The organism is Cohnella baijiui (assembly GCF_020731285.1).
Taxonomy (GTDB): Bacteria; Bacillota; Bacilli; order Paenibacillales; family Paenibacillaceae; genus Cohnella.
In genome coordinates this window covers 79850-93717 of sequence record NZ_JAJFOW010000013.1, presented here as the reverse complement: position 1 = coordinate 93717, position 13868 = coordinate 79850, and the positions used below count along the sequence as shown (strand labels likewise).

The 13868-nt window shown below is 61.3% G+C and carries 12 protein-coding genes; 6 read left to right on the top strand and 6 right to left on the bottom strand.

Annotated elements, in window-relative coordinates:
- Positions 1-2 precede the first annotated feature (2 nt).
- Positions 3-941: a carbohydrate kinase family protein gene (locus LKX83_RS14810; RefSeq protein WP_227883050.1), complete on the top strand. Its 939-nt coding sequence runs from the start codon at positions 3-5 to the stop codon at positions 939-941.
- An 8-nt stretch (positions 942-949) separates the two neighbouring features.
- Entirely contained in the window at positions 950-1981 is a 1032-nt protein-coding gene (locus tag LKX83_RS14805; RefSeq protein WP_227883049.1) for an ADP-ribosylglycohydrolase family protein, read from the top strand.
- A 56-nt stretch (positions 1982-2037) separates the two neighbouring features.
- On the opposite strand, the gene LKX83_RS14800 is transcribed toward LKX83_RS14805, so the two are convergent.
- Positions 2038-3231, bottom strand: coding sequence for an oxalate decarboxylase family bicupin (locus LKX83_RS14800; RefSeq protein WP_227883048.1), 1194 nt, complete (start codon positions 3229-3231; stop codon positions 2038-2040).
- Positions 3232-3424: 193 nt separating this feature from the next.
- Positions 3425-3715, bottom strand: coding sequence for a hypothetical protein (locus LKX83_RS14795; RefSeq protein ID WP_227883047.1), 291 nt, complete (start codon positions 3713-3715; stop codon positions 3425-3427).
- Positions 3716-4062: 347 nt separating this feature from the next.
- Here LKX83_RS14795 and LKX83_RS14790 point away from each other — a divergent pair, with 347 nt between their 5' ends.
- Entirely contained in the window at positions 4063-4827 is a 765-nt protein-coding gene (locus LKX83_RS14790; RefSeq protein ID WP_370639082.1) for a divergent polysaccharide deacetylase family protein, read from the top strand.
- A 90-nt stretch (positions 4828-4917) separates the two neighbouring features.
- On the opposite strand, the gene LKX83_RS14785 is transcribed toward LKX83_RS14790, so the two are convergent.
- Positions 4918-5661, bottom strand: a complete 744-nt coding sequence (locus LKX83_RS14785) for an N-acetylmuramoyl-L-alanine amidase family protein (RefSeq protein ID WP_227883046.1) — start codon at positions 5659-5661, stop codon at positions 4918-4920.
- A gap of 159 nt (positions 5662-5820) precedes the next feature.
- Between LKX83_RS14785 and LKX83_RS14780 the strand changes: the two genes are divergently transcribed.
- Positions 5821-6045, top strand: a complete 225-nt coding sequence (locus LKX83_RS14780) for a YqzE family protein (protein WP_227883045.1) — start codon at positions 5821-5823, stop codon at positions 6043-6045.
- A gap of 43 nt (positions 6046-6088) precedes the next feature.
- Here the strand turns inward: LKX83_RS14780 and LKX83_RS14775 are convergent, their stop codons facing one another.
- From LKX83_RS14775 to LKX83_RS14765, 3 genes are all read right to left on the bottom strand, one after another.
- Positions 6089-7006 carry a hypothetical protein gene (locus LKX83_RS14775; RefSeq protein ID WP_227883044.1) on the bottom strand — a complete coding sequence of 306 codons (918 nt, stop codon included), beginning with the start codon at positions 7004-7006 and terminating at the stop codon, positions 6089-6091.
- Positions 7007-7171: 165 nt separating this feature from the next.
- Positions 7172-8101 carry a YqhG family protein gene (locus tag LKX83_RS14770; protein ID WP_227883043.1) on the bottom strand — a complete coding sequence of 310 codons (930 nt, stop codon included), beginning with the start codon at positions 8099-8101 and terminating at the stop codon, positions 7172-7174.
- Positions 8098-9762: a DEAD/DEAH box helicase gene (locus LKX83_RS14765; RefSeq protein ID WP_370639080.1), complete on the bottom strand. Its 1665-nt coding sequence runs from the start codon at positions 9760-9762 to the stop codon at positions 8098-8100. Before LKX83_RS14765 ends, LKX83_RS14770 begins: the two co-directional genes overlap by 4 nt.
- 468 nt (positions 9763-10230) lie before the next feature.
- On the opposite strand from LKX83_RS14765, the gene LKX83_RS14760 reads away from it, so the two are divergent.
- Positions 10231-12840: an adenosylcobalamin-dependent ribonucleoside-diphosphate reductase gene (locus tag LKX83_RS14760; RefSeq protein WP_227883087.1), complete on the top strand. Its 2610-nt coding sequence runs from the start codon at positions 10231-10233 to the stop codon at positions 12838-12840.
- Between the two features lie 313 nt (positions 12841-13153).
- On the top strand, positions 13154-13864 hold the full coding sequence (locus tag LKX83_RS14755; protein WP_227883042.1) for a response regulator transcription factor: 711 nt from the start codon (positions 13154-13156) through the stop codon (positions 13862-13864).
- The last annotated feature ends 4 nt before the right edge of the window (positions 13865-13868 follow it).

Below are 13868 nucleotides of genomic sequence, written 5' to 3'. Positions count from 1 at the left end.
CGATGAACCATACACGGGAGATTCTCATTTTAGGCGGCATTATCGTTGATCAATACGTACTGGTGAACGAAAGCCCGAAAAGGGGAGGGGACGCGCTCATCCACGATTCCTTCTTCCGGGTCGGCGGCTGCGCCATCAATGTCGGCAGCACGCTGCGGAACTTGGGCGCTCATCCGCATATCGTCTCCATGGTCGGCGACGACGAATGGGGGCGGAAGATTAAATCGTATTTGGGCCGGCAAGCGTTCTCCGAACGGGCCATCCGGTACTTGGAGAGCGGAAGCTCCGGTTACTGCATCTCCATCGTGGATCGGGACGGAGAGCGGACGTTCTTGACTCGCAAGGGATGCGAGGCGATCTTCGCGCCATCCATGCTCGAGGACGTGCCGTACGATCGGGTGTCCCATATCTACCTGACCGGATATTATCTGCTGGAGCCGGAATCCGCGAATCAAATCGTTCTTCAACTGAAGAAGTTGAAGCATGCAGGGGCCGTTCTGGTATTCGACCCCGGCCCGTTGGCGGGTTCAATCCCTCTCCAAGTGCTGTATGCCGTCATGGGGCTTGCCGACCTGCTGATCCCGAACGAGAACGAATGGGAGATGCTTTCCGATCTCATGCGATGGGGGAATTGCGGGGACTCGCGCTGCCGGGAACTCGGAATCAAGTGCGTGATCTTGAAACGAGGCAGCCAAGGGGTAGAAGTCCGAATGGAAGGGAACTTTTTCAGCGTTCCTCCTTACCGGGTCGACAGCATCGATACGACCGGGGCCGGGGACAGCTTCGCCGGAGGGTTGCTGTACGGCCTGTCCCAAGGTTTCGGTATGGAAGAAGCCGTTCGGATCGCAAGCGCCTGCGGCGCGCTCACCACGACCATCATGGGTCCGCACGGCGAATTTTCACTGAATGACATCACAGATATGATAGAGAAAGCAAGGTGAAGATAAGGATGGAGCAGAATAACGCATTGTTGGACAGGGCCTACGGAAGCTTGGTCGCGACCGCGATCGGAGACGCGATGGGCATGCCCGCCTCGTTCATGTCGCCTTCCCAGATTCGAAGAATTTACGGCAGAATTACGGATTTCATGACGCCGGATCAGGAGCAGACGGCGCACCATGCGGTCGAAGCCGGAGGAATTACGGATGACACCCAGGAGAGCCTGATCGTATCCTCCGTCCTCATCGAGGCTGGCCGATTCGACCCGGAGCTGTTCGTTCGGAAAATGAGGCAGTGGGCCGAGGATTACAAGATGCTCGATTCGACGGTAATCGGACCTAGCACGCGCAAGTTTCTAGAGACGATCCTATCGGATGGCGACTACAAGGAATCGGGTAAAACCGGGGACACAAACGGGGCGGCCATGCGCGTCGGACCAATCGGAATCTACCGCCATGGGGATGTGGATCTGGCGATCGCGGAAGCCGAGGCATCCGCAATCCCCTCTCACGGGAGCCGGGCGGGTGTCGCGTCGGCTAGCGCGATTGCGGCCGCCATCGCAACGGCGGTCGAGGGGAACTGCACGCCGCGCGAAGTGATGGAGGCCGCGATTCAAGGGGCGGAGCGGGGCGAGCGAAAAGGCTTCGACCAGCCGGCTCCATCCATCGCGGCCCGAATCCGATTGGCTGTCGACTTGGTGGAGCGGGAACGGGAACGGAACCGGCCGGTGAACGAAGTCTGCGAAGCGTTGTACGCCATGATCGGCGCGGGCATGAAAAGCTACGAATCCGTCCCGCTGTCTCTTGGCGTGTTCTATGCCGTGGAAGGCGATGTGAAAGAAGGAATCCTCGGCGCCGTCAACATCGGCGACGATGCGGATACGAACGGGGCGATCGTCGGATCGTTATGCGGAGCGTACAGCGGAGCATCCTCCATTCCGGCGGACTGGATCGCGAAGGTAGAGAGCACGAACGAAGTTCCGTTCAAGCAGATTGCTTCCGATTTGCTGGAGAGAAGAAAGAAAGCCGTCTCCGGTTCCTAATGCAAAGGGTCGATTGTTTCCAGCCTAAGGGCTGCAAGCGGTCGACCCTTTGCATTTTACTTCTTCGGATATTTCACGACCGGCCGTTTTTCCTTGTGCAGCGCGTCGATTACTTCCGAGGACACGTGAAGATTGTCCTTCACGAGCTCCCGCGGCGTCAGGGCCATCCATTGATTAAGCGAGATGTCCGCGAACCGGTCGCTTCGGAACACCTCGAGGAACCACATCGTCTCTTTGCCCGTATTTTGCACGTAATGCCCGAAGGCGAACGGCACGTAGCCGACGTCTCCCGCCCTGACGTTAAACGTACGCGCCTTGCCGTTTCCTCCGAAAACGGTCATCCGGCCTTCGCCGGACAAATAATACTGCCACTCGTCGTTGTTCGGGTGCCAGTGCATTTCGCGCATCGCGCCCGGCCGAATCTCGACCAGGGCGGCGGCGACCGTCTTGGAGACGGGAAAATTGGACGAGTCGACGATCCGCACGCTCCCGCCGGACGTCTCCAGCGGCGGCTGCGCGAGAAGACGATGGGTGAAGCTCGACGGGACGGTGCCGTACGGAGAGACGACGCGGTCCTGCTCCAGCGGTCCCGGGACACGGTCCTCGAAAATGTACACCTGTTCGGCCGGGATCGTGTCGAAGGACCGGGCCGGGACGCCGAAGTTGGCGGACAGGACATCCTTGGGCGTATGGGCGAACCAATCCGATATCGACAGCGTGTTCAGATCGGAGAAGCTGCCGTCGTCGAAGACGAGCAGAAACTCGCAGCCCCCGGCCAGCGCCTGGATCGAATGAGGCAGTCCGGCCGGAAAATACCATAGATCGCCCTGACCGACGTCGGCGATAAAGTTGCGGCCGCTCGCGTCGACGGATGTGAGGCGAGCGGCGCCGCCGATCATATAGGCCCATTCGGCTTGCTGATGCCAGTGCAGCTCGCGCACGCCGCCCGGCCGCAGGCTCATGTTGACGCCGGCGAGCGTCGTGGCGATCGGCAGATCCCGGACGGTGATCTCGCGGGACCAGCCCCCATGATTCAGCTGCATATGCGTGTCCGAAAAGGACATTCTCAAATTCGGCAGCAGTCCCGCGTCCGTCTTCGGGGGTACGAGCATATCCGGGTTTTCCAGGTCTCTTAGGACGTCGCGCGGACCGTAGTCGGGACCACCGGCACCGTCGTTACGGATCGGCTGGGGTATGGGCCCGGGCGTCGCATATCCACCGTCGTCCTGCGTTCGGTTGGAATTCCCCATACGCCAGGCATCCTCCTCTCTCGTATCGAGATGCCGTACAGTCGTTCAATGGTCAGCGTATGACGATAGGCTTGCCCATTATGTATCCTTCGCGATCCCTGACGAGGGATGCCCGGCGATCCCAAACGCAAGGGGCCGTCCCGCAAGGCCATTCGGCCCGCCTGGACAGCCCCTTCTTTGCGCGGATCCATCCTTATCTCCGCTTTTTGGAGACGCCGGCGCTCCGTCCGCCGCGCATTGGCATCGCGGCCGTATTGGCCATGCCTCCCACGCCACCCATGCCACCCATGCCTGTGAAATCGTCGGAATAGACGTCTTTGGCCGTACAGACCGTTACGTGATGATAGACCGGCACGCAGTGATGTCTGCGGATGACTTCCACCGTCTGGACGACTTCGACATGCTGCGGATGATAATAATCCTCGTACACCGTTTGGGGCGGGTCGTAAATCGATTTGGCTTTGCATTCGGGGCAATCGGACATCGCGAACATCTCCTTCCTGGGTTGTCGTACAGTATACGGGAGAAGTACCCAGGCGGTCTGTTCATCCGCCTATCCGCGCCGCCCACCTTCGCGATACATGCCTACGAGCTCGAGCCTGCCCCAGCCGCCCGCCTATTCCACGAACGTGACGCGGCCGTCCGACAGGGAGGCGATGCGAGCGAGATCCGGCGATTTCCGCACGGCGCCGCATAATGCCGGGGAAATCCTCACACAATGAAGTCGAAAGGAAACGAATGCCAACGCAAGGGAGCTGACAGCTCGTGACAAGCAAGTCGAAGGGACTCTGCCGCGGCGCCGTCGTCGCCGCGCTGCTGACCGGATGGACGTTGTCCGCCGTCCTGCCGCCCGCGGCGGCGGCCGCTCCGGAAGGGCAGCCGGCGGAAACGCGGAGAGTGGCCGTCGTCATCGACGACTTCGGCAACCATATGAAAGGGACCGAGCAGATGCTGAAGCTGCCGATCCCGCTCACGGCGGCGGTCATGCCGTTCCTGCCGTCCACCAAGGCGGACGCGGAGGCGGCCCACGCGGCCGGGCGGGACGTGATCGTCCACCTGCCGATGGAGCCGGTACGGGGCAAGCCCAGCTGGCTCGGGCCGAAGGCGATCCTGACCTCCCTCTCGGACGAGGAGATTCGCGCGCGGGTGGAGGCGGCAATCGCGGAAGTGCCGCACGCGATCGGCATGAACAACCATATGGGCTCCAAAGCGACGGCGGACGAACGGGTGATGCGGATCGTGCTTCAGGTATGCAAGGAACGGGGATTGTTTTTCCTGGACAGCCGCACTTCCCATAAGACTGTCGTCCCGAAGGTGGCTCAGGAGCTCGGCGTGCCGCTGCTGCAGAACGACGTCTTCCTGGATGACGTGTATACGCATCAGCATGTTTCGCGTCAGATCGGCGTCCTCAAGGGAATGGTCGCCAAACGCGAAAAGACGGTCGTCATCGGGCATGTCGGGCCGCCCGGCCTGATCACATCGGGCGCGCTATTGGCAGCGGCCCCGACGCTGCAGGCGCAGGCGCGGTTCGTCAGGCTGTCCGAGCTGCTGCCGCCCGCGGGCGGACAGGCTGCGCCGACGCCGGCGCCCAAGTGACGCTCTCCGTCTTCAAAGGAAAAAGCGGTCGATCCGGCGGGACGGTTTGTCCCCGGATCGGCCGCTTTTCCGTTGTCCCCGCGCCGCCGATTATCGCACGACGCACCGGTAGGCGAGAATGCCGCCCGCAATCGCGGCGGCGATTCGCGTCTGCCCGCGAGGCGAGGTCAGCATCTCGCGGTCCTTGGCGTTGCTCATGAACGCGGTCTCCACGATGACGCTCGGGATTTTGATCTTCTTGAGCACATAGAACGGGCCGCCCGCCTGGGGCAAAAACTTGGACTGCTGCTGCATGTTCAAGCCTTGCTGGATAAAGTTGCCGAGCAGGGCGCTCCGGGCCTCTTCCTGGTGGAGGACGATCGGACCGCGCGTGCCGCTGCGCTTCGACCAATTCACATGGATGCTGACGAAGATGCCGGCGTCCAGCTCCTCCGGCAGCCCGCCGCGTTGCGACAGGTCGCGCTGATGCCGCGAGGACCGGTGCCAGCGGTTGTCGTCGCTGAGCGCGTAGTCGCCGGTTCGGTTCAGGACCGCCCGCACGCCGTGGCTGCGAAGAATGAGATAGAGCTTGCGCGAAATCGCGAGGTTGATGTCCTTCTCCAAAATATCGCCGACATGCGTACCGCCGTCGATCCCGCCGTGTCCGGCGTCGATAATCACTTCGGCGGCGGGCAAGGCGTGGCTGGTCGGAGAGGGAAACAACGGGTTGGCATCGACCATGGGATCGATGCCCTCGCCGACCGGAGCGATTGCCCAGCCGCCCAGCGCGCAGACGACGACCGTGAGCGACGCGGCACGAACCGCCGCGCGTTTGACTCGCTTCCATAAGGGCATGCGTATTGTTCCCTCCGCTCTTGCTTAAGCTGCTCCATCATAGCGTGGCACGGGAAGCGGCATCTCATTCAAGGAAGGGCTTCGCAGCGAAGCGGCGCGGTTGGAAAGACGGCGATCGGGGCAAGCTAACGATAAAGATATCGGAAGGGGATGACGGCAATGAGCGATGCGACAGACTGGCTGCGCTACGTCACCGACCGGACGGTGACCTATCTGACGACGCCCGCCGAGCGGGAAGCCCGCAAGGAACGCAAATCCCGCCGCGAGCCGTGGCTCGCCCGATGGTTCGGTCTCATGGGCATGCAGCTCTGGTGGCAGGCGAAGAAAAACCAGGCCTGGCTGCAAGCCCGCAAAAAAGACAAGCCGCACGCGCCCGGTTCCTGACGGGAGCTGCGGCTTTTTCTTTGCGAAATCTTCCTTCGTCGCATCAGCGATAGAAAAGTCCGAGTTTGGTCAGCGTTTCGAGCGGAATGAACCGCGTGCCGGCCATATCGAGGGCGAGATCGGTGCGACCGTCCGCCCATCGCTGGTACCCCGTCACGGGGAGCGCGTACAGCATGGCGTCGCCGAACGGTTCGGAGACGAAACGCAGGTGCCCCTTGCTCGCGAGCCGCTGCAGCAGTTTCGCCGGATCGGCCGCGAACGGCGCCTCGTCCATGAGCCAAGGAAGCCGCTCGTAGGGATCGAACGTCGCGTTCAGCTTCAGCGCGCCGATCTTCGACGTCGCCGGAGCGGCGAACGGAGCGCTGAGAGCGGAAGCTTTGGCGGCTTCGGCCCACGAAGCCGCATCGAGCGGCAACTGCTCGCCCGTCTTGGCGTCCAGCCAGACGGTCTGCCCCGGAAGGCGGACCTCCCAGGCGGCGGCGAAGGCGTGCGCGTAGTGCTTAACGGCCTGGAACTCGTTCGACTGAGTGGAGTCGATCCAGCCGTTCGCGAAGAGGGCGCGGCGCAGCGCGCCCGTATCGAACAGCGGCTGCGGACCCAAGCCGTACTCGCCCAGACGGTAGGTGCCGTCTTCCGCGGCGTAGACGACGAGATAGCCGGCGGCGCGGCCGTCGGCGACGAGGGTGACGAGCCAGCCGTGCGTGCCGGGGCCGAGCGTATCGATGCGCGGCGAAGCCTTCTTCCACGCGGCGAACGGCTTTTCCGCGGCGAGAGCGCCGACCCACTCGGCGACGTGACGCTCCAGCGCAGCGCGGTCCGCCGTCTCGGGCACCGCGGATTCGGCGCGGACGGGGGCGGGCAGGGCGGTTGCGGTCATGGGAACGACGGCGATCGAAAGGGCCAACAGCAGCGGCCAAAGCGGCAAACGGCGGCGGTCGGCGCGACGGAACCGTTTCATCATGGGATCACCTGCTTTTGTATAGTGGGGTTGAGGAACCCGTTCGGCTTGCAAGGATCGAAGGGTCGGACAAGCTATGCCGTTATTGTACTGGACCGGGGCCGCCGATCCTGTTGGAATGTGTCTTCGGGACGGGGCGCGCCGGCTTCTTTTTTTGTCTGAACGTCGTCAATCGATGCCGGGGAGGTGGAAGATTCCGCAGTTCATGACGGATATCGTCACTCTCGGCCGGTACTGCCAGTCGATTTCGGCTTCCCGCTGTCGGAATCGTCCGCGCAGCGCCTCTGCCTGCTCCTCGTTGGCCGCCCGCGAGATCATCGGCTCGTAGTACGCCTCGATCCGCTTCATCTCGTCTTTGCGGCGCTCGTTGGCTTCGACCGCCCAACCGAAGTCCGTCCCTTTCAGCTTGCGCTCCAGCGCATGCTCCAATTGGGTCATCCCTTTGCGCAGCGAGAGGCCGTTGCGCAGCAGGTGGACGTTCGACGGCAGCTTGGCCGTGAGGCGGCGTTCGCGCAGCTTTTCGAAGAAGCGCTCGTCGATGACCCCGGTCGCGAGGGAGATCCCCCAGCCGTAGAGCTCCTCGCGCTTCATATCACATTCATACCCCACTTTGAAGTTCGCGCCTAACCATGCGGTGTACGGATTCGAGCGGAGCGGGTCGAGACGGCCGCGCGGCGGCTCCTCGAACAGCGTGATGCAGCGGCCGCCCAGTCGCACCGAATCGAAGATCTGCGCCAGCCTGCTCGAGCCGAAATAGACGTCCTCCCGAATGATCCGGGGACCCGGCTGGGCGAAGAGCGGGGCGGGCGGAGGGGCGCCGCCGGCCACGCTTCCGTAGACGCTGGCGCCCGTTCCGCCCGACTGGGGGCGGGTCGCTTCGCTCGCTTCGGCGGGGGCGAACTGCCAGGAGAACGTCATCGTCTCCGGCTCCGCCCCGGTCCGGTCCACGAAGCTCCAGTAATATGGGCGATTCGTTAGTTGGCGGTCCGCCTCGGGTGAGAGCTTCACGGTGACGTGGTTTGGGCTCTTCTCCATCATTTGGCATTGCGTCGCTTCCAGGTAAGAGAGGACGAACTTTTGCACTTGCTTGGCGTTCATGGGCGATTCTCCGTATGCACTTGACGTTGGGTCTGCAGAAGCGAATCGCCGAGTCCGTCGATGCGCCGGCGCAGTTCGGCTTCGTCGGAAGCTTCGAGCATGATCTGGGCGAGACGGCGCTCGAGCGGCTCGTCGCGTTCCATCCGTTCGACGATTTCGTCGAGCTCCCCGATTACCATTTCAAACATGTTGATTTTCTCGTGGAGCAGGTGTACGATATGTTCCTCTATGGTGCCGAACGTACATAGATTGTAGATCTGAACGTCTTCGGTCTGACCCAGCCGGTGCACGCGGCCGATCCGCTGCTCGACGCGCATCGGGTTCCACGGCAGGTCGTAATTGATGATATTGTGGGCGAATTGCAGGTTGATTCCTTCTCCGCCCGCCTCCGTCGCGACCAGCACCTGCGCCCGGCGCTTGAACAGGTCCATCATCCAGTCCTTCTTGCCCCGGTTCATGCCTCCGCGATAGGGGACGGCCGCCAGATCGTGCTCCTGGAAATACCGGAGCAGGTATTCCTGCGTGGCGCGGTATTCCGTGAATATGATCGTCTTGTCCTGGATCCGGTTGATGAGCTCCATCGTTTTCTCGGCTTTCGTATTGGCCTTGACCTGCTTGATCAGCTCGACGAGCTCCCAGATGCGCGCGCGCAAGGGCGAGTCTTCCGCCGTCTTTTTGAACAGGTTGACCAACGTCAGGAAGACGGCGTCCCGGCTCGAACACACCTCGCGCTGCAGGGTGACGAGCGATAGCATGCTTGCGAGATCGCCGCGCTCCGCCTGGGCATATTCGCGCACGTACCGCGTCACCGCTTCGTACAGCGCCATTTCTTCGGCCGAGAGCCGCAGCGGCACGTTCGTGACGAAGCGCTTGGTGAACTCGACGCCGCCGTCCGTGCGCCGGTTGCGGATCATCACTTGGCCGAGCGCTTCTTGCAGCTTGTCCTCGTTCTTCGCGACCCGCCGGTCGGCCACGTAGTTCGTGGCGAAGTCGCCTTCGCCGCCGAGCTGGCCGGGCTTAAGCAGGGTAATCAGATTGTAGAGCTCGTTCAAGTCGTTCTGGACCGGCGTGGCGGTCAGGAGCAGACAGTACTTTTTGCGCAGGTCGTTGACGAATTGATAGTTTCCGGTCCGCTTGTTCTTCAGCTTGTGCGCCTCGTCGATGATCAGCATGTCGTACTCGGCGTCCAGCAGGAGGGAGCGATGCGGCTCCCGCTTCGCCGTGTCCATGGAAGCGACGACGATATCGTTGCCCCAGTGGTAATCTTTTTTTTGCGCGATGGCGGGAATGCCGAACTTGCCGCCGAGCTCCCGGACCCACTGCAGGACAAGGGAGGCGGGGACGAGGATGAGCGCGCGCTTCACGAGCCCGCGGACGAGATATTCCTTCAGGACGAGACCGGCTTCGATCGTCTTGCCGAGACCGACTTCGTCGGCGAGGATGGCGCGTCCGCGCATGACGTGGAGCACGCGCAGCGCCGTCTCGGTCTGATGCGGCAGGGGCGTGAGGTTCGGCAGTAGGCGCATGCACTGCAGCTCGTGAAAGTCGGTGACGCGGGTTGCCTCCTCGGCTTCCCAGTGCATCTGGTACAAGCCCCAATCGTCCCAGGGACCGTTCCGCTCCAGTCGGCGTTCGAGCTCATCGAACGGCGTTCGGTCCACATGCAGCTCGACGAGCGGATGGATCTTGCGGGCATGGGGCTGCGGTTCGGACGGCGGCGCGACGTCGGGAGGTTGGACCGATGGCTCGTCCGGGTCCGGTGCATAGGCGTACGGAATCGGTTCGGGCCCCGCGGAGGACCCGGGATGAAGGTAGGGGGGACGCAGACGAATACCTCCTTGCGGATGCGATGGTCGAGATAACCAGTAGTATTGGCATCTAGCGATCCGAATAAAACAAACCGCAAAATCGGGAGAGAATGGAAGCATGCGCGAGGTTCGTCCGACCTGCTCCGCCGAGGTTCCGGCAGGGGTCGAATTCGGTCGGTAGTCGTTCTAGATGTGGTATAGTATAATGGTTTTCGCACACAATATATTGTACAATTTACATACATGATGTTTTGTTGATGTGCGCTCTGCAAGCCTTGATTCGACGCCATTACGGGAGGTAGGACCGGAGTGAAAACGACGATGGAAACGAAGAAATTAGAAGGATTAAGCGAAAAGATTTTCCTAGACCGGTATGCTTGGAAGAACGCCGACACGAACGAGACGAAGATCGGCGACGTGGTGCTTGTCCTCACGAAGGACGACCCGAAGTTTCCCGCCAAGGACGTCGGTGAAGTCGTCAAGCGCGAAGGCAAGCAGGTGACCGTCAAATTGCGAAACGGGGATCTCGTCGAGTCGAACGTCGACAAGCTGACGCTCACGATCGAGAAGACGCCGCAGCAGATGTGGGACCGTCTCGCCGCCGCCATGGCTTCCGTGGAAGCCCCCGACAAGCAGCAGGAGTGGACCGAGAAATTCCGCTGGGTACTCGACGACTGGAAGCTCGTTCCCGGCGGACGGATCGCCGCAGGCGCCGGCGCGAGCGAGGAGCTGACGCTGTTCAACTGCTACGTCATCCCGTCCCCGCACGATAGCCGGGGCGGCATCATCGAGACGCTGTCCGAGATGACGGAGATTATGGCACGCGGGGGCGGTGTCGGCATCAACCTGAGCTCGCTCCGTCCGCGTCGCGCCATCGTCCGCGGCGTGAACGGCTCCTCGAGCGGCGCGGTTTCGTGGGGCGGCCTGTTCAGCTACACGACGGGTCTTATCGAGCAAGGGGGCAGCCGTCGCGGCGCTCTGATGCTTATGATGAACGACTGGCACCCGGACGTTCTCGACTTCATCACCGTCAAGCAGACGATGGGCCAAGTGACGAACGCCAACCTGTCCGTTTGCGTGAGCAACGCCTTTATGAAGGCCGTGAAGGAAGACCTCGACTGGGAGCTCGTGTTCCCGGATACGAGCGACGCCGAATACAACGAGCTGTGGGACGGCGACCTCGACAAGTGGAAGAAGCTCGGCAAAGACGTCATTCCCTACCGTACGGTGCGCGCTCGCGAGATCTGGCACACGATCATCGAATCCGCTTGGAAATCCGCCGAGCCTGGCGTCGTCTTCATGGAATACTACAATCAAATGTCCAACAGCTGGTACTTCAACCCGATCATCTGCACGAATCCGTGCGGCGAGCAAGGGCTGCCGGCGTGGGGCGTGTGCAACCTGTCGGCGATTAATCTGTCCAAGTTCTACGACGAGGAAAAGCATGACGTCGCATGGGACGAATTGTCCCGCGTCGTGCGCTACTCGACGCGATTCCTGGACAACGTCATCGACAAGACGCCGTACCACTTCCCGGAAAACGAAGCGAACCAGAAGAAGGAGCGCCGCGTCGGCCTCGGCACGATGGGGCTCGCGGAGCTGATGATCCGCCTCGAAATCCGTTACGGCAGCCCGGAGAGCCTGACCTTCCTCGACAAGCTGTACGGCTTTATGGCGCGTGAGGCGTACCTGGCTTCGACGGAAATCGCGGCGGAGAAGGGCTCCTTCGAAGCGTTCGAAGCGGAGCCGTTCCTGCAAAGCGGCTTCATGAAAAACATGCACGAGGTATATCCGGAAGTGACCGAAGCGGTGCGCAAGCGCGGCATGCGCAACGTCACCGTCATCACCCAGGCGCCGACGGGCTCCACGGGAACGATGGTCGGCACCTCCACCGGCATCGAGCCGTACTTCGCGTTCGAATTTTTCCGCCAGAGCCGTCTCGGCTTCGACAAGCAGCTCGTTCCGATCGCGCAGGATTGGAAGGACGCGCACCCGGGCGAGGACTTGCCGGCCTGGTTCGTTACCGCGATGGATCTGTCCGCGAAGGATCATATCCGCGCGCAGGCGGCGATCCAGCGCTGGGTGGACAGCTCGATCTCGAAAACCGCGAACTGTCCGGCCGACTTCACCGTCGAAGAGACGGCGGAGCTGTACGAGCTGGCGTTCGAGCTTGGCTGCAAAGGCGTCACGATCTACCGAGACGGCAGCCGCGACGTGCAGGTGCTGAGCACGGCCAAAGATGACAAGAAGGACGAAGCGGCCGCCGCGGCCGAAACCGTGGAAACGCCGGCCACGGCAGGCGAAGCCGCCGCCCTCGATACGCTCGACAAGGCGCTGCCCGTCTCCGTCACGCCGGCGCAGCAGAAGGTGTTCGACAAGCAGTACAAGAGCCGTCCGAAAGTGCTGCGCGGCGCGACGTACAAGTTCAACACGCCGTTCGGCATGGCGTATATCACCGTCAACGACATCGACGGCACGCCGGGCGAGATCTTCCTGAACGTCGGCAAGGCCGGCTCCGACGTCTTCGCGATGGCCGAAGCGCTGGGCCGCGTCTGCTCGCTGTTCCTGCGGTATGGCGACCACGGCAACAAGGTGCAGCTGCTTGTCAAGCACTTGAAGGGCATCGGCGGCTCCGGCGCCGTCGGCTTCGGTCCGAACCGCGTCGAGTCGATTGCGGACGCGGTCGCCAAGGCGCTCGAGATGCACGCGAATCTGCTCGCCGAAGAGGAGCAGTCGGCCACGTCCGAGCTGCCGATCGCGGCGACAAGCCAGGCATCGGCAGCCGCAGCGGATCAAGGGCATAGTCACGGCTCGCTGGGCAGCCAGCCGTACACTTCACTGGATCTGTGCCCGTCCTGCGGCTCAGCCTCGCTGCTGAATGTTGAGGGCTGCAAGACGTGCGCGAACTGCGGATACAGCAAGTGTTCTTGATGGGCGCAAACGAAAATGTAAAATAATATCGTCTTTTTTCTAGATATGATTACACTGGCGACCTATACACGCGTATAGGCTGCCAGTGTTATTTTTAGGCATGGAATAATATTGAAATACGGAGATGATATAAAGTAAGATGGATGAGATTAAGAATGATTGAATGAATTGATCGATATGTACTTGGTATCTGTAATGGTTATTCCTGCGAGCTATAGGCCGGGCTTGAAAATGATCGTTCAAGCCCGGCTTTGTTTTGCTCTATTATAGGGTTAGGGCAATTATTGTACATAAAGGAGCGGAGGTGCGCGCTTTGAAAGTCGTATGGATCGAGGATGAGCGGCAGCTGCTGCGGGAATGGACGCAATATTTGAAGAAGGAATCGATTGAGGTTTTTGGAGCGGAGACCGTAGCCGAGGCCAAAGTGCTGGTCGAAGAGAAGAAGCCTGATATGCTGCTTGTGGACTGGATGCTTCCCGGCGGGGAAAGCGGACTTGAGCTGTGCAAATGGAACGAGCGGCATTGGGGGCTGCCTTTTATGATGGTTACGGCCAAAGGAGACGAACTGGACAAGGTGCTTGCCCTCGAGCTAGGGGCCGATGATTATTTAACGAAGCCTTTCGGACTTCGCGAGCTTAGCGCACGTATCAAAGCGGTTCTGCGCCGCACTGGCAAAGGCAAGCCGCAGGATAAGGAACGGCAGGACGAGCAGGTCGTTGAGCAGGGGCAGCTGAGGCTCGATTTCGTGCGGTTTACGGCACAATTGGAGCAGAAGAGGCTGGAATTGACGCGGACCGAATTTCTGCTGCTGTGGACGCTGGCTTCTAATCCCGGAAGAGTGTTTACCCGTACTCATCTGATGGATGAGGCGCTTGGTGACGTGTTCATCGGCTACGAGCGGACGCTGGACTCGCATATCCGCAATTTACGCCGCAAGCTGGAGGAAGGCGGGGCGCACTGCGAGTATATTCAGACGGTTTATGGCGTTGGGTACCGGTTTGCCGATCAGGCGGATGAACGCTAACGGC